The 17697-nt window shown below is 58.3% G+C and carries 17 protein-coding genes; 8 read left to right on the top strand and 9 right to left on the bottom strand.

From position 1 onward, the window contains the following. Positions 1–5 precede the first annotated feature (5 nt). Complete coding sequence (locus PLUT_RS08975; protein ID WP_157858175.1) at positions 6–281, top strand: hypothetical protein; 276 nt, start codon at positions 6–8, stop codon at positions 279–281. Here PLUT_RS08975 and PLUT_RS08970 read toward each other — a convergent pair. The 4 genes from PLUT_RS08970 to ychF form a co-directional block, all read right to left on the bottom strand. Then, positions 261–2225 (bottom strand): FAD-dependent oxidoreductase, encoded by a 1965-nt coding sequence (locus PLUT_RS08970; protein WP_011358463.1) that lies wholly within the window; start codon positions 2223–2225, stop codon positions 261–263. The two genes, PLUT_RS08975 and PLUT_RS08970, sit on opposite strands and share 21 nt — an antisense overlap. Beyond that, entirely contained in the window at positions 2222–3184 is a 963-nt protein-coding gene (locus PLUT_RS08965; protein WP_011358462.1) for a 4-hydroxy-3-methylbut-2-enyl diphosphate reductase, read from the bottom strand. The genes PLUT_RS08970 and PLUT_RS08965 overlap by 4 nt, the downstream gene beginning before the upstream one ends. Before the next feature lie 103 nt (positions 3185–3287). Further along, positions 3288–4103, bottom strand: coding sequence for a glutamate racemase (gene murI, locus PLUT_RS08960; protein ID WP_011358461.1), 816 nt, complete (start codon positions 4101–4103; stop codon positions 3288–3290). Positions 4104–4116: 13 nt separating this feature from the next. Further along, positions 4117–5208 (bottom strand): redox-regulated ATPase YchF, encoded by a 1092-nt coding sequence (gene ychF / locus PLUT_RS08955; RefSeq protein WP_011358460.1) that lies wholly within the window; start codon positions 5206–5208, stop codon positions 4117–4119. Between the two features lie 108 nt (positions 5209–5316). Between ychF and cmk the strand changes: the two genes are divergently transcribed. After that, positions 5317–6033: a (d)CMP kinase gene (cmk, locus tag PLUT_RS08950; protein ID WP_011358459.1), complete on the top strand. Its 717-nt coding sequence runs from the start codon at positions 5317–5319 to the stop codon at positions 6031–6033. Between the two features lie 98 nt (positions 6034–6131). Further along, positions 6132–7901, top strand: coding sequence for a 30S ribosomal protein S1 (rpsA, locus tag PLUT_RS08945; protein ID WP_011358458.1), 1770 nt, complete (start codon positions 6132–6134; stop codon positions 7899–7901). Between the two features lie 135 nt (positions 7902–8036). Here the strand turns inward: rpsA and era are convergent, their stop codons facing one another. Beyond that, positions 8037–8954 carry a GTPase Era gene (gene era, locus PLUT_RS08940; protein WP_011358457.1) on the bottom strand — a complete coding sequence of 306 codons (918 nt, stop codon included), beginning with the start codon at positions 8952–8954 and terminating at the stop codon, positions 8037–8039. A 97-nt stretch (positions 8955–9051) separates the two neighbouring features. Here era and rodA point away from each other — a divergent pair, with 97 nt between their 5' ends. Further along, entirely contained in the window at positions 9052–10275 is a 1224-nt protein-coding gene (gene rodA / locus PLUT_RS08935) for a rod shape-determining protein RodA (RefSeq protein WP_011358456.1), read from the top strand. Between the two features lie 51 nt (positions 10276–10326). Here the strand turns inward: rodA and PLUT_RS08930 are convergent, their stop codons facing one another. Beyond that, positions 10327–10773, bottom strand: a complete 447-nt coding sequence (locus tag PLUT_RS08930) for a hypothetical protein (RefSeq protein ID WP_011358455.1) — start codon at positions 10771–10773, stop codon at positions 10327–10329. A gap of 267 nt (positions 10774–11040) precedes the next feature. Between PLUT_RS08930 and PLUT_RS08925 the strand changes: the two genes are divergently transcribed. Genes PLUT_RS08925 through PLUT_RS08910 form a run of 4 tightly spaced genes read left to right on the top strand, consistent with a single transcriptional unit; the run spans position 11041 to position 14759 of the window. Then, positions 11041–12357 carry a MiaB/RimO family radical SAM methylthiotransferase gene (locus tag PLUT_RS08925; protein ID WP_011358454.1) on the top strand — a complete coding sequence of 439 codons (1317 nt, stop codon included), beginning with the start codon at positions 11041–11043 and terminating at the stop codon, positions 12355–12357. A 39-nt stretch (positions 12358–12396) separates the two neighbouring features. Continuing rightward, on the top strand, positions 12397–12930 hold the full coding sequence (locus tag PLUT_RS08920) for an adenine phosphoribosyltransferase (RefSeq protein WP_011358453.1): 534 nt from the start codon (positions 12397–12399) through the stop codon (positions 12928–12930). Then, entirely contained in the window at positions 12931–14334 is a 1404-nt protein-coding gene (locus PLUT_RS08915) for a sodium:proton antiporter (protein WP_011358452.1), read from the top strand. Between the two features lie 38 nt (positions 14335–14372). Continuing rightward, positions 14373–14759 carry a hypothetical protein gene (locus PLUT_RS08910; protein ID WP_011358451.1) on the top strand — a complete coding sequence of 129 codons (387 nt, stop codon included), beginning with the start codon at positions 14373–14375 and terminating at the stop codon, positions 14757–14759. Between the two features lie 43 nt (positions 14760–14802). On the opposite strand, the gene PLUT_RS08905 is transcribed toward PLUT_RS08910, so the two are convergent. From PLUT_RS08905 to ftsH, 3 genes are read right to left on the bottom strand one after another with little or no spacing between them, the layout of a single operon-like run. Continuing rightward, a complete protein-coding gene (locus tag PLUT_RS08905; RefSeq protein ID WP_011358450.1) occupies positions 14803–15111 on the bottom strand; it encodes an HU family DNA-binding protein in 309 nt (102 codons plus the stop codon). 36 nt (positions 15112–15147) lie between these two features. Next, positions 15148–15531, bottom strand: a complete 384-nt coding sequence (locus PLUT_RS08900; protein WP_238974580.1) for a sulfite exporter TauE/SafE family protein — start codon at positions 15529–15531, stop codon at positions 15148–15150. Beyond that, positions 15528–17513: an ATP-dependent zinc metalloprotease FtsH gene (ftsH, locus tag PLUT_RS08895; RefSeq protein ID WP_041463897.1), complete on the bottom strand. Its 1986-nt coding sequence runs from the start codon at positions 17511–17513 to the stop codon at positions 15528–15530. Before ftsH ends, PLUT_RS08900 begins: the two co-directional genes overlap by 4 nt. Positions 17514–17697 lie beyond the last annotated feature (184 nt).

Raw genomic sequence — 17697 nt, 5'->3', positions numbered from 1 at the left:
GGGGAGTGAGGAGTGGAGTAATGGAGGTGATCGTCGCATATTTTTCCCAGCACCCTGCGCTGTTCGCCGTGGCTGTAGTGCTCTCGCTCGCAGTACTGGCGTTCGTATTGATGTTCGTCCTGAAGAAGGTCGTACAGGTTGTGCTGGTTGCGGCAGCCTTTGTGGTGCTCTACGCCGCCTACCTCTCGTTTACCGGCGCCGGCGTCTCACCCCTTTTCGGGCAGCTCTGGCAGCATTTCACAACCGCACTTCACTTCATCTCAGCCATGTTCGGCCACTGAGAGCGCACCGGTGGGGCAGTTCCTCGCAATGACCTCCATTCTGCTGCTTCCCTCCTCCTGCAGCGTGCGGATGCATATGCCGCAGTCGACGCATTTCTCCCGTTCAACCCGTATTCCACCAAGCTCCTGGCGGCTGAATCCGCCGTGGAGCGTTTCGACGGGCGGTGTGTCCGGCCGGTAGAGGGTTGCGAGCTGGCGCAGGCGGCAGGCATCAACGTCGCTGCAGCGGCACTGCATGCATCGCAGGGCCTCTCTGCGGGCTTCATCCGGGCTGTAACCCTTTGCGATCTCTTCAAACCCCCTGGTTCTCATCTCGTGTCCGATTTCCTGCATGGGGATTCTGCTTTCAGCCGATGCATTTGCCCTGAGTGCATCGGGCGCTTCATGGCGCAAGCCGTAGGAGGAGTTGAACGGACGCACGGGGGATGAGGGCTCCTTGCCGGCAAGGAACCTCTCAATTGAGAGGGCTGCTGTTTTTCCCGCCGCCACGGCTTTCACGGCAATGTCGGCTCCCGTCACGCAGTCACCGGCAGCGAATATCCACCCTTCTCTGGACTGAAGCGTTCCGCGCTCGACGGGCATGCGGAGGCCGTGACTGGGATACAGTCCGGCTGCTCTTGAAACCTCCGGGTCTATCTCCTGTCCGATGGCCGTGATGAGGGTATCGGCCGTGATGGTGAAGTCTGAGCCTTCGATCGGCACAGGTCTCCGCCGGCCGCTTTCGTCCGGGGCTCCGGCTTCCATTCTGAGGGCGGTGAGAACCAGCCGGCCGTCGGATGACTCGATAGAGAGTGGCGCGGTGTACGGGGTGATCCTCACTCCTTCGCCAAGCGCTTCCCGGATTTCAGGGCGGTTGGCCGACATGTCTTCAGTCGAGCGGCGGTAGATGATCTCCACCGACTCTGCGCCGAGGCAGAGGGCGGTCCGTGCTGCGTCGATGGCCGTGTTGCCGCCTCCGGCGACAAGCACCTTTCTGCCGATCTCCAGCTTTTCGCCGAGAGCGGCTTTTTTCAGGAAACTGATGCCGCAGATGACCCCCGGGGAATCTTCACCGGGGATGCCGAGCCGGGCGGACAGCTGCGCTCCGACGGCAAGGAGCAGGGCGTCGTAGTCCTTTCTGAGTTCGTCAATAGTGACATCCCTTCCGAATGTGGTGCCGCAGCGGAACTCCACGCCCATGGCTTCGAGCGGGGCGATGTCGGAGTTGATGACCGATTCGGGAAGCCGGAAGCGGGGGATGGCCTGGCGCATCATGCCGCCGGGCTGCGGTTCGGCTTCGAAGAGGGTGACCCGGTGGCCCATCCTCCGGAGGTAGTAGGCGGCGCTGAGGCCGGCAGGGCCGGAACCGATGATGGCGATCTTTTTGCCTGTTTCCGGGGCGGGCGGGGGAATGAAGCGTTCCGTCGAAGCTGTGTCGAGGTCGGCGGCATGGCGTTTGAGGGCACAGATGGAGACCGGTTCGTCTACTCCGTTCCGGCGGCACTCTTCCTCGCAGGGCGCGGGGCAGATTCTTCCGAGCATGCCGGGAAGAGGGATGGAGTCCTTGATGATTTCAATTGCCAGGCGGTCGTTGCCGCCGGCGATGGCGTCGATGAACCCCGGAATGTTGCAGCCTGCAGGGCAGGACGTTTCGCATGGGCCCTGGCAGTCGCCGGTATGCTGGGCGAGGATGCGCTGGAGGCTCTCCCGCCGCATCTTGTCGAGGTCCGCGTTTTCGGTCTCGATCTCCATGCCATCCGTCGCGGCGGTGCTGCAGGCAGGCACAAAGCGGTTCCGGCCTTTCAGCTCCACGATGCACATCCAGCAGGATCCGGTGGATTCCAGTCGTTCGCTGTGGCAGAGGGTCGGGATAGTCACGCCGGCGTCGGCCGCTGCGGCAAGGATGGTGGTGCCGGGTGCGGCCGTTGCCGGTAGGCCGTTGATGATGAGGGATATGGTGTTCATCGCTCCAGTGATTCAATGTGACGGGCAACTTTTTCCAGGAGCCACATAGGGGTGGACGTGGCTCCGCAGATTCCGACGCTTCCGACCGGGGAGCCGTTTGCTTCTTTCAGCCAGCCTTCGTCGAGGTCCCCGGTATCTTCAATGAAATAACTGCGGGGGTTGGCGTCGCGGCATATGTTGTAGAGTACCTGGCCGTTGGAGCTTTTCTTTCCGGCAACGAAGATGATGCAGTCGTTCGAAAGAGCGAAGTCGTGCAGTTTGCTGTTGCGGCTTGAGACCTGGCGGCAGATGGTGTCCTTGTAGACATGGGGTGCCGTCGGCTGCATGCCGGTGAGGCCGAGCGTGATGTCGATGTCGCGCACCTCGGTCCAGGGCCCTTCCTGAGGGTTTCCTGCATTGCGGAACAGGGTTTCGAGGTTCTCCTTGAGCTGGTAGAACCCGGGGACATCCATGGTGGTCTGCGAGATGAGCGCCGTTTTCCTTGAGAGGTCGAGCGGTGCCGTTTCAGCAGGGTCCGAGAGGTCGGCATGCTTGATGATGACAGCGCTGTTGGCGGCGTGGCCGTTGATGCCGATCACTTCCGGATGGACAGGCTTGCCGTAGATGATGACCTGGTAGCCGAGCAGATGGAGCTGGCGCGCCGTACGCTGCAGCTTGGCAACGACGGGGCATGTGGTGTCGGTGACTTCAAGGTTGTTTGCTCTGGCTGTTTCGTAGGTCGAGGGGGGCTCGCCGTGCGCACGGATGAGGACCGGTGCGTCTCTGAGCTCCCGGAATGCCTGGTCATCGATGGTCACGAGCCCGAGGCTTTCGAGGCGTTTTACCTCCACTTCGTTGTGGACTACGTCGCCGAGGGAGTAGAGGCCGATTTCGGCCCGGAGCTTTTCTTCAGCGACATGGATGGTTCCCTGCACGCCGATGCAGAAGCCGGAGGAGTTTCTGTCGAGGTTTACTTTCACGCTTGCACTCTTGATAGGATGAATGATCCCGGCGGATTTGCCGCAAGTGAAAGTAAGAAGAAATGGGATGGTTTGAAAGTACCGGAGGATCCTGTTCAGGTCCTCAGACCTCCACCAGCTCCACGTCCGGCATCTCGGAGTCCATGAAGAGGCGGTAGAGGCTCCCGAACTTCTGCGGAAGGTCGCTGACCATCAGGTGCGGTACGGGGGGCTCGGTGCGGGATGCCAGCATGCCGGCCTTCATGAGCATGGTTTCGGTCCTCGTGGCGACTGCTTCAGCCGAGTCGATGATACGGACGGCGGGGCCGACCGTCTCTTCGATGACCCGGCGCAGGATCGGGTAGTGGGTGCAGCCGAGCACCAGGGTGTCGATGCCTTCGCCGACGAGCGGCAGGAGGTACTGGCGGGCTATGAGCCGGGTGGCTTCATCATTCACCATGCCCTCCTCGGCGAGGGGCACAAACAGCGGGCAGGCCCGGGAAAAAACCTCGATCTGGGGGTCGAGGCGGTTGATGGCATAGGCGTAAGCGTTCGAGCAGACGGTCGCCTGGGTGCCGATGACGCCGATGCGGCGGTTTTTTGTGACCTCAACGGCAAGGGTGGCCCCGGCTTCGAGCACACCCAGCACCGGCAGCGGATCGGCGGCATGCTCGACCACGTCAAGGGCTAGCGCCGAGACGGTGTTGCATGCGACGATGATCATTTTCGGCTGGTGGCGGAGCAGGGCCTGGGTGTCGTCCTCTGCATAGCGTCGGATGGTGACCTGTGACTTCGGCCCGTAGGGGACCCGCGCGGTATCGCCAAAGTAGAGGATGCGCTCACCCGGCAGGGCATGGCGGACGGCTTTGACAACGGTCAGGCCTCCGACGCCGGAGTCGAAGATGCCGATGGGGCTCTCGGGGCCGGGATTGCGGTGCATGGCGGTGCTTCGGTTAAACGTTGAAGCGGAAGACGATCACGTCTCCATCCTTGACGATATAGTCGCGGCCCTCGCTGCGGAGCTTGCCGGCCTCTTTGACTTTCTGTTCGGAGCCGAGTTCGACAAGGTCGCGCCACGACATCACCTCCGCACGGATGAACCCTTTCTCGAAGTCGCTGTGGATCGCTCCTGCGGCTTCAGGTGCGGCGGCACCCTTGCGGATGGTCCAGGCATGGACCTCCTTGACTCCGGCCGTGAAGTATACCTGCAGACCGAGCAGGTCGTGGGCGGTCTGGATCAGGCGGTCGAGGCCCGACATCTCGAGGCCGAGGCTCTCGAGGAACTCTGGGCGCTCCTCCTCGGGAAGTTCAGCGATCTCGGCTTCGGTTTTCGCGCAGATGATGAGCATCTTCGAACCGGATTCGGCCGCTATGGCTTCAACTTGTTTCGTATACCCGTTGCCGTCCGGCAGATCGTTTTCGCCGACGTTTGCCGCATAGAGGAGCGGCTTTGAGGTGAGGAGGAAGAACTGTTTTGCCGCCTCGGCCTCTTCGGGGGTATCAATGAGCCTGCGGGCGGGGATGCCGTCGGAAAGGCCCTTGATGATTTTCTCTCCGAGCTCGACCTGCTGCAGGAGCTCTTTTTCCTTGCGGGCGTTCTTGCGGAGCTTCTCCATCTTCTTCTCCATGCCCTCAAGGTCGGCGAGCATGAGTTCGGTATCTATGGTGTTGATGTCGTCCAGGGGGTCGATCTTTCCTTCGACATGGATGATGTCGGGGTCGTCGAAGCAGCGGACTACGTGGACGATGGCGTCGACCTCGCGGATGTGCGAGAGGAACTGGTTTCCGAGCCCTTCGCCTTTGCTCGCACCTTTGACGAGGCCGGCGATGTCGACGATTTCAAGGGTGGTCGGTACCAGAGTGGGTGTCTTGACAACGTCGGCAATCGCCTGCATCCTGGGGTCGGGCACGAGTACGGTGCCGACATTGGGTTCAATGGTGCAGAACGGGTAGTTGGCCGCTTCCGCCTGCTTTGCGGTGATGGCGTTGAAGAGGGTTGATTTGCCGACGTTGGGGAGGCCGACGATGCCGCAGCGAAGTGCCATATGGAGCAATGTTTTGATTCAAAACGGACATAAATATAAGGCCTTTTCATCTAACCATTATGTTTGGAAAAAGCAAATTTATTTTATAAAATAGCAGGCTAATTCAAAATGCAGGAGAACGGCGAAATCAGTACCCAGAAGATCATCATAGCCATTGACGGACCGGCCGCTTCGGGCAAGAGCACGACAGCGCGGAAGGTTGCAGGAAAGCTTGGCTACACCTACATAGATACCGGTGCGATGTACCGTTCGGTGGCCTTGAAGGTGATCGAAAACGGACTGCTCGACACCCTGAAACAGGCACCCGAACAGGTGGCCGGCATCCTTGAGGGAATCTCCATTGCGTTTGATGGCGACCGGGTCCTGCTTGAGGGGCGCGACGTCAGCCGTGAAATCCGCGACAACAGGGTGAGCCGTGAGGTGAGCTTCATCAGCTCCCTTAAGCCGGTCCGCGACAGCCTCCTCGTCATGCAGCAGGCGCTTGGCCGCGGCCGCGGGGTTGTGATGGACGGCCGCGATATCGGAACCGTTGTGTTCCCGGAAGCCGAACTGAAGATATTTCTTGTCGCCGATGCCCGCCAGCGGGCCATGAGGCGGCTGCTTGAACTCCAGGCGAAGTCCCCCGACGGGACCGGCCTGCCGGACCTCGAGACCCTCGAGCGGGAGATTATGGAACGCGACCGTGCTGATGCCGAGCGGGAGCTCGCTCCCCTCCGGAAGCATCCCGATGCCGTAAAGATCGATACTTCGAGGCTCTCAATCGATGAGCAGGTCGAGATGGTATATGGAATGGCTGTAGAGAAAGAACGGGAAAACCGCTCTTAGCGGGTTTTTGCCGATAGTAATTTTTTTTCAACCCTGAAACCCCCTGCCGAAATCTCTCGCGGCAGGCCCGGAAATCACCTGAGAGAAAGGAAAAAAGCATGTTAGAAACAGTAGCAGTCGAAAAAACGGTCAAGGAAAAACCCGCGAGAAAGAAAATCAAGTATTTTGCTCACTACGAGCCCGCAGAGCTTTCCCAGATGGAGCAGCTGTACACCAGCACGCTCAATGAAATCACCGAAGACGAGATCGTAAAGGGACGCATCGTCTCGATCTCCAACAAGGACGTCACCATCGACGTCGGATTCAAGTCGGAAGGCATCGTCTCCCTGCTCGAGTTCCGCGATGACGACGAGATCAAGGTCGGCGATGATGTCGAGGTCTACCTCGAGAACATCGAGGACAAGATGGGCCAGCTCATCCTCTCCAAGAAGAAAGCCGACGTCCTTCGTATCTGGGACAAGATCTATGATTCAATCGAGAACGACACGATCATCAACGGCAAGATCATCAACCGCGTCAAAGGCGGCATGACGGTTTCGCTTTCCGGCGTGGAGGCCTTCCTTCCCGGCTCGCAGATCGATGTCAAGCCTGTCCGCGATTTCGACGCTCTTGTCGGCCAGACCATGGACTTCAGGGTCGTCAAGATCAACCCCGTCACCCAGAATATCGTCGTCAGCCACAAGGTCATCCTTGAGGAGGAGTACGCTGCACGCCGCGAGGAAATGCTTGCCAACATCAAGGTCGGCATGGTGCTCGAGGGCACGGTCAAGAACATCACCGATTTCGGTATCTTCGTCGACCTCGGCGGTCTCGACGGTCTCGTCCATATCACCGACATCACCTGGGGCCGCATCAACCATCCGTCCGAGGTTGTTGAGCTCGATCAGCCGATCAAGGTCGTTGTCGTCGGTTTCGACGAGAACACCAAGCGTGTCTCCCTCGGCATGAAGCAGCTTGAGGCGCATCCCTGGGAAAACATCGAACTCAAATACCCTGTGGGCTCCAAAGCTCAGGGCCGCGTTGTCTCCATCACCGATTACGGCGCTTTCGTCGAGATCGAGAAGGGCATCGAAGGCCTCGTCCATATCTCCGAAATGAGCTGGACGCAGCATATCAAGCATCCGGGTCAGTTCGTCACCCTCGGTCAGGAAGTCGAGTGCGTGATTCTGAACATCGACAAGGATCACACCAAGCTCTCGCTCTCCATGAAGCGGGTCAACGAGGACCCCTGGATCGCTCTCAGCGAGAAGTACACTGAAGGGTCGCTTCACAATGGCACCGTCAGCAACATCACCGACTTCGGCGTCTTCGTCGAGCTCGAGGCAGGTGTCGACGGTCTGGTGCACATTTCCGACCTGTCATGGACAAAGAAGATCCGCCACCCGAGCGAACTGGTGAAGAAGAACCAGGAGCTCAATGTCAAGGTGCTGAAGTTCGACGTGCACGCACGCCGCATCGCCCTCGGCCACAAGCAGATCAACCCCGATCCGTGGGGCGGCTTCGAGCAGCAGTACGCTGTCGGCGCTGAAACCCCGGGCCAGGTCTCCCAGATCATCGAGAAGGGCGTCATTGTGATCCTTCCCGGCGATGTCGATGGCTTCGTTCCGGTGACCCATCTGCTCCAGGGCGGCGTGAAGGATATCCACACCTCCTTCAAGGCAGGCGATGAGCTTCCGCTCCGCGTCATTGAGTTCGACAAGGAGAACAAGCGCATCATCCTCTCCGCGCTTGAGTACTTCAAGGACAAGAGCAAGGAGGAGATCGAGTCGTACCTCCAGGCTCATCCGAACGAGAAGAAGGAGATCGAGGACGCCACCGCCGAGCTGGAACCCCAGCCGAAGGCGGACAGGAAAGGCGACAGGCAGTAAGCGCCGTTCGCTCCTCAGCATAACAATGAGAAAAGCCCTCCCCTTTACAGGTGGAGGGCTTTTCTGCGTTCTATCAAAAATGGACCCTGAAGAGAGGGCTGCACTATGGGGCGTTGCGGTTGCTGCTCCTGAATTTTAATAGCCGTAGGATTTCAGGAGGGTATGTTTTTTCCGCCAGTCGGGGCGGACCTTGATGAAGAGCTCGAGAAAGACCGGTCGGCCGATGAGTTCCTCGATTTCAGTACGTGCGGCCTGTCCGAGCTTTTTGAGGGCCTGACCTTTGTGGCCGATAAGGATCTGTTTCTGGGTATCCCGCTCGACAATGACGGAGCAGCGGATGAGGTCCTTGCGGGAGGGGTCATTCTCATGCTGTTCACGGAACTCGTCGACGACGACCTCGGCCGAGTAGGGGACCTCGCGGCCGTACAGCAGGAAGATCTTCTCGCGGATGATTTCGCTCACGAAGAACCTCTCGGGTGCAGTGCTCAGCGCATCTTCGGGGTAGAGCGGCTGGTTCATCGGCAGGAACGGCCGGAGAGCCTCGAGGAGCTCCGGGAGGTTCACCCCCTTCAGGGCCGAGATGCTCAACACTGCTGCGGGGTTCCATGCCTCCCTGATGAAGGCTTCGGCTTCGCTTTGTTCTTTAAGGGTGACGAGGTCACTCTTGTTGAAGACGGCAACGATGGGCTTGCCGGATGTTTTCAGCCAGTCGTTCTGGAGTGTCGCGGCAAAATCGCGGTCGAAGGGCCCCTCTTTTTTTCTGAAGGGGAGCATGGCGATGATGACATCGGCGTCACGAAGGGTGTCGCGGGTTGCCAGAAGCATCGCTTCATGCAGCTTCTGCATGGGTTCCATGATGCCGGGAGTGTCGAGGAAGACAACCTGCATCTGCTTATCGTGGTAGATGCCGGTTATGCGTTTGCGCGTGGTCTGCGGCTTCGGGGTGACAATCGAGAGCTTGCAGTCGAGCAGTGCGTTCATAAGGGTGGACTTGCCGGCATTCGGGGGTCCGATGATGCTGGCGAAACCGCATGAGAATGAAGATGATGGCATGAAGGATAGCCTTGTTATTTTTGGCGGGTGCTGTGAATGTTTACTATACTAAATTACCCGGTTACGGAGACAATGAAAAATTGAAAGACGACGCGTGATGACCAAACAGCATGGAGTTGATTACTGGCTTCTCGGGCCGCTCGCAGGACTTGTCGTGTTCGGGCTCATGGCGGTCTACAGCGCGACGAACGGTTCGGGCGACATGGCGCTTTTCTACCGTCAGCTGACCTGGGCGCTCGTCGGGGTGCTTGCCATGGTGTTCGTCTACTATAACGACGTACGCGTCATCAAGGACGGGTCCTACATCTTCTACATCCTCGGCATGCTGATGCTCGTGGCCGTATTGATATTCGGCAGAAAGATCGCCGGCCAGACCAGCTGGGTGCGGATCGGCTTCTTCAGTTTCCAGCCATCCGAGATTGCCAAGATGGTCACCATCCTCGCCCTGGCACGGTTCCTGTCGGACGACGAGACCGACATCCACTCCCTTCCGCACCTCCTGACAGCCCTTGCCATCCCGCTTTTTCCCGCGTTGCTCATCATGCTGCAGCCGGATATGGGCACCACACTGACCGCCCTCTCCTTCATCGCGCCGATGATCATCATGGCGGGCTTCGATATCTACATCCTGATGATCCTCGTCATACCACTGATTCTCCTCTTGACCGGGTTTTTCAGTGTATGGTTTGTCGTGGGGCTCAGCGTGCTGCTGCTTACGGTGATGATCGCACAGAAGCAGGGCTTCAGGCTGCACCAGCTCGGTGTGGTGGGTTCGGGCCTCGCTGCAGGGTTGTTCATGCACCGGTTCGCCGGCGAGATCCTCAAGCCGCACCAGATGAAGCGGATCCAGACCTTCCTCGACCCGATGTCGGATCCGCAGGGGGCTGGCTACAATGCGCTGCAGGCAAAGATCGCCATCAGTTCGGGAGGGTTGTTCGGCAAGGGGTTTCTCGAAGGGACCCAGACCCAGCTGCGCTTCATTCCGGCGCAATGGACTGATTTCATTTTCTGCGTCATTGCCGAGGAGTTCGGCTTCATCGGTTCGGCGATACTGATCCTTCTTTTTGCCGCCCTCACGCTTCGCCTCATCTGGGCAATCTTTTCAATCAAAAACCGGTTCGTGGAATTGACGCTTGCCGGTTTTGTCTCATTGCTTTTGATTCATGTCATCATCAACATCGGCATGACACTAGGTCTTATTCCGGTCATCGGCGTGCCGCTTCCATTTATTTCCTATGGTGGGTCGTCGCTTGTGGGAAATATGATCATGGTGGGCCTGGCGCTCAACTTTTTCCATAATAAGCGCAACCTCGGCTACTGACCGGAAAAAGCGCACCGTAGCGCGCTTTTTCCGGTATGGAACCGTTTGTTCTTACCTGATTTTGTAGAGGAACCGCTTTCCTTCCTTTCCGGTAGGAATACGTTCGATGTCGTTGTCATGCACGCCGTATTTGTTGAACCAGACGCTGAAGGCGCCACCTGTGGTTCCGAGTGCATCGCCGATTTCTTTCGGCTTGAAGGCTTTGGCGGGATGTGCGCGCAGCAGGTCCTTTACGGCGGTGCCGAGCTGTCCGCGTGAAATCCTCGGGGTACTGGCTTTCACGGGAGCGCCGCTTTCCAGGCGCGAAAGGTTGGTTTCAAGGCTGCGGATGATACCGGCCAGCTCGTTTTCGAGCGGGCGGATTGTTGCATTGAACTCATCACGCATCTGTGCTATTTTAGCCTGCAGATTCTTTTTCTCTTCAACCAGCGACTGGAAATGATCGATTTTCTGAATGAAGCGATCATACTTGTCCGGTGATGTGATATCCTGTGCCATAGTGTGTTATGCTTTTTGTTCTTGGAATATGTTATTCGTTGCAGACGAAATATATAAGAATGTAAATCTGTCTCCAAGCCAATATTCTTTTCTGGCTATACAGCGATTGTGTTAATGGTGTATCCAGGCGATGGGGCCTGAGGGTTTGTATCATGTTTCTTTAGCGTTGTTGTTCTGTTGGTAAACGGCTTCTGAATCGTTATCAAATTGTTATCGATTTGTTTTCGAATCGATACGTCATGGACTTCGTAAATGTTGTAACACATCATGTGCAATAAAAAAGTTGCTGCCGTGACGCTTGGCTGCAAGCTGAACTATGCAGAATCGTCCTCCATTCTCCAGGGTCTCGTTGAGGGGGGCTGGGTGGCGTGCGGTCCCGAAGAGGGTGCAGACCTCCTTATCGTCCACACCTGCGCCGTCACCGGGCAGGCAGAGCAGAAATGCCGGCAGAAAATCAGACAGCTCATCCGCCGCAATCCCGAATGCCGGGTTGCGGTGATCGGCTGCTACGCTCAGCTGAGTCCCGAGGTGCTCGGGGGGATTGAAGGCGTGGACGCGGTTTTCGGCAACAAAGAGAAGTTCGACCTTGATCGATACCTGGCGGTGGCAAAGGGCGGCAGGTCCGCTCTGCCGGCAGTGGCCGCAGGATCGGTGTCGCGTCTCCAGACGGCCTCTCCGGGATGTTCCCCTCCGGCAGGTTCGGGGCGGACGCGGGCGTTCCTGAAAATCCAGGACGGGTGCGACTACCTCTGCGCATACTGCACCATTCCCTTGGCAAGGGGACGTTCGCGCTCCATCGAGCCGGAAGATGTTCTTCGCCAGGCCCACCGGCTTGCGGGTTCGGGGTACCGGGAGATCGTGCTCAGCGGTGTCAATACCGGGGATTACCGGAGCGGGGGAGTGGATTTTCCGGCTCTCCTCCGGATGCTCGAGGAGGTGCCGGTGTCGCGCATCCGCATCAGTTCCCTAGAGCCCGACATGCTGAGCCCGGCCTTTCTTCAGGTCGTTGGCTCATCAGCGCGGATCGTACCGCATTTCCACCTGCCGCTTCAGAGCGGTTCGGATCCCGTCCTGCGGGCCATGCGCCGGCGCTACACAGCGGAGGGCTATCGCCGGGCGGTGCATGCACTCCGGGAGGTTCTGCCGGGTTGCGCGGTGGGTGCCGATGTGATGGTGGGATACCCCGGCGAGGAGGAAGAGGATTTTCAGGCGATGTACGGCTTCATTGAGCAACTGCCGCTCAGCTATCTCCACGTCTTCAGCTGCTCGGTCCGTCCCGGCACCCTGCTCGGCCGCCAGGTCGCCGGGGGTGAGCGGCTGAGGGTGAACCCGAAAGAAACTGCCCGGCGGAGCGCACTGCTCGTTGAGCTTGGAGAACGGAAGGCCCGGGAATTCGCCCTCTCCCGGATAGGCAGCCGGCAGATGGTGCTTTTCGAAGAGGGTTATGGCGGCTACACGCCCGAGTACCTAAGGGTTGTTGTGGAGCCTCCCGACGGCGGAGAGCCGCTTGCGGGAAAAGAGCTTCCGGTGCACGTGGAGGGGCTCGGCGAGGGTTTGCAATTACATGCGAGACTGTTATCTTGAAGGTTCCGTTTATCAGTCGCAACTTAACCGCAACCTCCCATGCCGATCAAGTCCCGTATCCGCGCGATTCCCGACTACCCGAAGAAGGGCATCATGTTCCGTGATATCACCACCCTCATCAAGGATCCCGTCGGGTTCCGGCTCGTCATTGACAACCTGACCCAGCGCTATCTGGAGAACGGCGTCGATTTCGATGTGATCGTCGGCATCGAGGCCCGTGGCTTCATCATCGGCAGTGCGCTCGCCTATGCGCTCGGCAAGGGCTTTGTTCCGGTCCGTAAGCCGGGCAAGCTTCCCGCTGATACCGTATCGCAGGAGTATGCGCTTGAGTACGGCACCGACAAGATCGAAATCCACATCGACGCCCTGGAAAAGGGAGCGCGTGTGCTGCTCGTCGACGACCTGCTCGCAACAGGCGGAACGGCGCTTGCAGCCGCACCCCTCATTGAAAAGGTCGGCGGCGTTGTCTCCGAAATGGCCTTCATCGTGAACCTGCCGGACATCGGCGGCGAAGAGAAGATCCTCGCGAAAGGTTACAAGGTGTTTTCTCTCACTGCATTCGAGGGGGAGTAAATGGCTTTAGCTGAACATCACACTGCGGCGGTTACGGCTGCCGCATCTGTTGCCGGCCTGCACCACATGCCTCCCGTCTGGCTGGTGCTGCCGTTCGTCCTTCTGCTTCTCATGATTGCCACCGGACCGCTTTTCTACCACCGTTTCTGGGAACACCAGTATCCGAAGGTCGCGGTTGGACTCGGCGCGATTGTGGCGGGTTACTACGCATTCATGATGGAGCACGGTCCGAAAACCCTCCTTCATACCCTTGAGGAGTACATATCCTTCATCGCCCTCGTTGCCTCGCTTTTCATCGTTTCAGGAGGTATCCTGATCCATATCGAACGCAGGGGAAAACCCCTCGTCAACGGTCTCCTTCTGCTTTTTGGTGCGGTGCTTTCAAACGTCATCGGCACCACCGGGGCGTCCATGCTGCTCATCCGCCCATACATGCGCATCAATGAGGGCCGGCTGAAGGCGTTCCATATCGTCTTTTTCATCTTCATCGTCAGCAACATCGGCGGCGGGCTGACCCCCATCGGCGATCCTCCGCTGTTCCTCGGTTTCCTCAAAGGCGTTCCGTTCTTCTGGGTGATTTCGAAGGTATGGCTGCCCTGGATTGTGGCTGTCGTTGCTCTGGTCCTCGTCTTCATGTTCCTCGACATGCGCGCCGGAGACGCTGGGGTGAAAGAACCGGCCGGGAACGGAGGCATTTCCATCACCGGAACCCGCAACTTCCTTTATCTCGGCATGATCATTGTAGCGGTGTTTCTCGACCCTGCCGTGATTGCGGGATTTCCGAGCCTGCAGGAGATGCTGGGTGTGCCCTTCGGCATTCGTGAGCTGATCATGGGTACGGTAGCCATTGTGGCCTACAAGACCGCCGACAGCCAGGCGCTGAAAGGCAACGAGTTCAACTTCGAGCCGATCAAGGAGGTCGCATTCCTTTTTATCGGCATTTTTGCCACCATGATTCCCGCCCTCCAGCTGATCGGAGAGTATGCCAGCGCGCATGCAGGGGATTTCTCGGTGACGCGTTTCTACTGGATGACCGGTGCGCTCTCGGGCGTGCTCGACAATGCGCCGACCTACCTGAACTTCCTGGCCGGTGCGCTCGGCAAGTTCGGCCTTGACATCAATGCAGCGGATGCTGTGACCCAGATCCGTTCCTTTGCCGCAGGAACCGCTTCACCCGTTGCCGGTGATGTCACTTCAGACGTCTACCTGATGGCCATCTCCGTTGCTTCAGTCTTTTTCGGTGCGATGACCTACATCGGCAATGCCCCGAACTTCATGGTGAAGAACATTGCCGCACAGGCTGAAGCCGACGTGCCGGATTTCGTGGAGTACATCTACAAGTATTCCATTCCGTTCCTGATCCCGATCTTCATCGGGCTCTGGCTCCTGTTCTTCAATTTCTGACATTAACCACCCCCGTATAACACAAGGGACGCATGGCTATGAAGAGTTTTACCGATGCCGTCAAGAGCGGCAGGAAGGGGCTTGTAATCCGCAATTCGGTGTTTCTTCCGTTCCACTGTGAACTGCTGAGCATCTGGGTTGGCAAGGAGATGTCGTTGATTTCAGCACCTGATCTCATCAGTGATTTGACCGACTGCGGGCAGGTTGCCTTGAGGGAAGGGGAGTCCTATACGAACATCGTCCTGAAGAAGTGGGGTGATCTGGCAAAAGAGCTGGGTCACCACAAGGGCCACATCATCCTGCATGCTGCAGAAAAGGGCTCGGACATCTTTCTTCCCGACAACCTGCATTACATCAGGATAGGATTTGTCGATCACGGAAAAGAAGTTTCCCTGGAGATCATCGACGATCCCTTCGAGCTCTGAACGGGGGGGCATCCGGCGGCCGCCGGATGCCAGCGTCTTAGCCTCAGGGCTGGGAGCTTTTCAGGCTTTCGCTGACGGCCTGCTTGAACTCTTTCGAGATCTTGAAGGTTGGCACGTTTTTCGGCTCGACCGTCACTTTCTCGCCGGTCCGGGGGTTGCGGGCCTGGCGGAGGTTCTTGTAGCGGATGTTGAAGGATCCGAATCCGCGGATTTCAATGCGACGGCCGGCTTTGAGCGAGTCGATGATGCTTTCGAACAGCGCATCAACCACCGTCTCGGTCTCATTCTTCGTCAGGCCGGTCCTGTGGGCAATGACATTGACCAGATCGGCTTTCGTGGTAGTGGTTCCCATAGTGAGGTATGGATTGGGTTATTGGTGGTGCGACAGTTACTTAAACCATAGACGAAGGGCGACAATTCCTGTGAACACAGCGAATGCGCGGCGGAGTACAGTTCCTGAAAGCTGTGTTGCGATTTTTGCCCCGAAATACGCTCCTGCAAATAGACCGGCGGCGAGCAGGAGCCCGAGCCAGACGTTCTCCATCGATATCCGCCCTTCCCGATAGTATTCCAGCACTCCGAGTATGCCTACCGGCAGGAGCAGTGCCACGAGAGACGTTGCACTGGCGGTCTGCTGGGTCATGCCGAACAGCAGCACCAGGGCTGGAACGATGATGATCCCACCGCCGATGCCGAACATGCCGGAGAGTACGCCGGCCAGAATGCCTATGCACAGCATGGTGAGGTTTCCCGGAATGCTGCTGTCCATCATTCGGCCGTCATTTTCAGCATCTCCTGATGAATGCCCGTTATTTCTCCGATCTCCTCAGCGCCGAGCGACTCTTTCTCGATGAGCCTGCCTGCCAGGCGGTGAAGCATCTCGGTGTTCTCCCTGAGGGTCCTCTCAGCATTCTCCATGCACCGGACGATGATGCTGCGAACCTCCACGTCGATCTGCAGTGCCGTTTCCTCGCTGTACTCGCGCACATGCGAGTAGTCTTTTCCGAGAAAGACCTCCTTGTGGCTTCCTCCGTAGTTGATTGGACCCAGTTTGTCGCTCATGCCCCACTGCCGCACCATCTTTCTTGCGATCTCTGTCGCCTTCTCGATGTCGTTGGCCGCGCCGGTGCTGGTCTCCTGAAAGATGATCTCTTCGGCCACCCGCCCTCCGAGGGCGTAGGTGATCATGGCTTCGAGGTACTCCCTGTTCTGGGTGTAGCGGTCCTCGAGCGGGAGGTATGCGGTCAGGCCGAGACTGCGGCCGCGCGGGATGATGGTGACCTTGTGGATCGGGTCCGAGCCTTTGGTATGGAGCGCCACGAGGACGTGGCCGGCTTCGTGGTAGGCTGTCAGTTTTTTCTGTTCGTCAGAGATGTACATGCTCCTTCGCTCGGGGCCCATCAGCACCTTGTCACGGGCTTGTTCGAAGTCTTCCGCCGTGATCAGCTCCTGGCCGAGGCGGGCTGCAAGCAGGGCGGATTCGTTGACAAGGTTGGCCAGGTCGGCACCCGAAAATCCCGGCGTGCTCTTTGCGATGATGGAGATGTCGACGTCCGGGTCGAGCGGGGTGTTTTTTGTATGGATGCCAAGGATTGCCTTCCGGCCGCGGATGTCGGGCTTGTCGATGGTGATCTGGCGATCGAACCGGCCGGGCCTGAGCAGGGCCGTGTCGAGCACGTCGGGGCGGTTGGTGGCGGCAATCAGGATGACGTTGTCGCTGGTGGTGAATCCGTCCATCTCGACGAGCAGCTGGTTCAGTGTCTGTTCGCGTTCGTCGTGCCCTCCGCCGAGGCCTGCTCCGCGGCTTCTGCCGACTGCATCGATCTCGTCGATGAAGACGATGCATGGGGAGTTTTTCTTGGCCTGCTCAAAGAGGTCGCGAACCCTTGCTGCACCGACGCCGACGAACATCTCAACGAAGTCCGCACCCGATATCGAGAAAAAGGGGACCTTCGCTTCACCGGCGATCGCTTTGGCAAGCAGGGTCTTGCCGGTACCCGGAGGGCCGAGCAGGAGGACGCCTTTGGGAATCTTGCCGCCTATTTTCTGGAACTTTTCCGGGTTGGTGAGGAACTCTACCGTTTCCTGAAGCTCCTCGACAGCCTCATCCACACCGGCAACGTCCTTGAAGGTGGTCTTGACGTCGAACTCGCTGACCAGCTTCGCCCGGCTCTTGCTGAAGCTGAAGATGTTTTTTGCCTGGCCTGCGTTCTGGCTGTTCATCCGCCGGATGAAGAAGAAATAGATGGCGCCGAAGATGAGCCAGGGGGCGAAAAGGACGAGGAAGGTGTAGATGCCCCCGCGCCCTTCTTCGACCTGAACACGGATTCCTTTATCGGCGAGCATGTCGACCTGTTCGACGCCGAATGCGGGAAGGCGGACCGAAAACCGGTCGCTCTCAACCGTGGTCTTGTCGGTCAGCTGCAGTTTGGCTGGAGCCGTGAGCCTGCCTTTGAGGATGACTGACTTGTCTTCCAGGGTCTGGACGTCGATTTCCGATACGGCTCCGCTGTCAACGAGGGAGCGGTAGCTGTTGTAGATGATTTCGGGACCGCCCGGAGCAGGAGAGAATCTCTGGATGACGAAGAGCATGACGATGCCGATCATGAGGAACAGCAGGATGCGGGGCAGATTTCCCTGAGGTCCTGCTCCGTTGCCCTGCATCCAGCCGGGCTCCTCGCCGCGTTCACGGACCGGCTTGAATCTGTTGCGGGAACTGTTGTCCCCAGGAGGTTTCGCGGGTGTTTCGGGCATGGAGTGCGTTTGGCGTTGCCGTAAAATGTAACTTACTACGTTACAAGTAATTAAAAGTAAAACTGCGATGGAAAGCAAAAAGTTTATTTGCCAGGGGGCTTCTCCGTGCAAAAACAGGTAGTTTTTCTTAAATTCAAAGCTCTTACGATCGGGCGCCCCCTTCCGTTGTCCCCGGCGAACCGGA

This window comes from Pelodictyon luteolum DSM 273, assembly GCF_000012485.1.
In the GTDB taxonomy this organism is placed as follows: domain Bacteria; phylum Bacteroidota; class Chlorobiia; order Chlorobiales; family Chlorobiaceae; genus Chlorobium; species Chlorobium luteolum.
The sequence above is the reverse complement of the archived record's forward strand: the minus strand, read 5'-3'. Positions and strand labels throughout refer to the sequence as shown.

What these genes read in the sequence shown, in the direction of transcription:
- PLUT_RS08970 (WP_011358463.1), bottom strand. Translation starts at nt 2,225, where the DNA reads ATGAACACCATATCCCTCATCATCAACGGCCTACCGGCAACGGCCGCA.
- PLUT_RS08915 (WP_011358452.1), top strand. Translation starts at nt 12,931, where the DNA reads ATGGCTTTAGCTGAACATCACACTGCGGCGGTTACGGCTGCCGCATCT.
- PLUT_RS08920 (WP_011358453.1), top strand. Translation starts at nt 12,397, where the DNA reads ATGCCGATCAAGTCCCGTATCCGCGCGATTCCCGACTACCCGAAGAAG.
- ychF (WP_011358460.1), bottom strand. Translation starts at nt 5,208, where the DNA reads ATGGCACTTCGCTGCGGCATCGTCGGCCTCCCCAACGTCGGCAAATCA.
- PLUT_RS08910 (WP_011358451.1), top strand. Translation starts at nt 14,373, where the DNA reads ATGAAGAGTTTTACCGATGCCGTCAAGAGCGGCAGGAAGGGGCTTGTA.
- murI (WP_011358461.1), bottom strand. Translation starts at nt 4,103, where the DNA reads ATGCACCGCAATCCCGGCCCCGAGAGCCCCATCGGCATCTTCGACTCC.
- rodA (WP_011358456.1), top strand. Translation starts at nt 9,052, where the DNA reads ATGACCAAACAGCATGGAGTTGATTACTGGCTTCTCGGGCCGCTCGCA.
- ftsH (WP_041463897.1), bottom strand. Translation starts at nt 17,513, where the DNA reads ATGCCCGAAACACCCGCGAAACCTCCTGGGGACAACAGTTCCCGCAAC.
- rpsA (WP_011358458.1), top strand. Translation starts at nt 6,132, where the DNA reads ATGTTAGAAACAGTAGCAGTCGAAAAAACGGTCAAGGAAAAACCCGCG.
- PLUT_RS08930 (WP_011358455.1), bottom strand. Translation starts at nt 10,773, where the DNA reads ATGGCACAGGATATCACATCACCGGACAAGTATGATCGCTTCATTCAG.
- PLUT_RS08905 (WP_011358450.1), bottom strand. Translation starts at nt 15,111, where the DNA reads ATGGGAACCACTACCACGAAAGCCGATCTGGTCAATGTCATTGCCCAC.
- PLUT_RS08900 (WP_238974580.1), bottom strand. Translation starts at nt 15,531, where the DNA reads ATGATGGACAGCAGCATTCCGGGAAACCTCACCATGCTGTGCATAGGC.
- cmk (WP_011358459.1), top strand. Translation starts at nt 5,317, where the DNA reads ATGCAGGAGAACGGCGAAATCAGTACCCAGAAGATCATCATAGCCATT.
- era (WP_011358457.1), bottom strand. Translation starts at nt 8,954, where the DNA reads ATGCCATCATCTTCATTCTCATGCGGTTTCGCCAGCATCATCGGACCC.
- PLUT_RS08925 (WP_011358454.1), top strand. Translation starts at nt 11,041, where the DNA reads ATGTGCAATAAAAAAGTTGCTGCCGTGACGCTTGGCTGCAAGCTGAAC.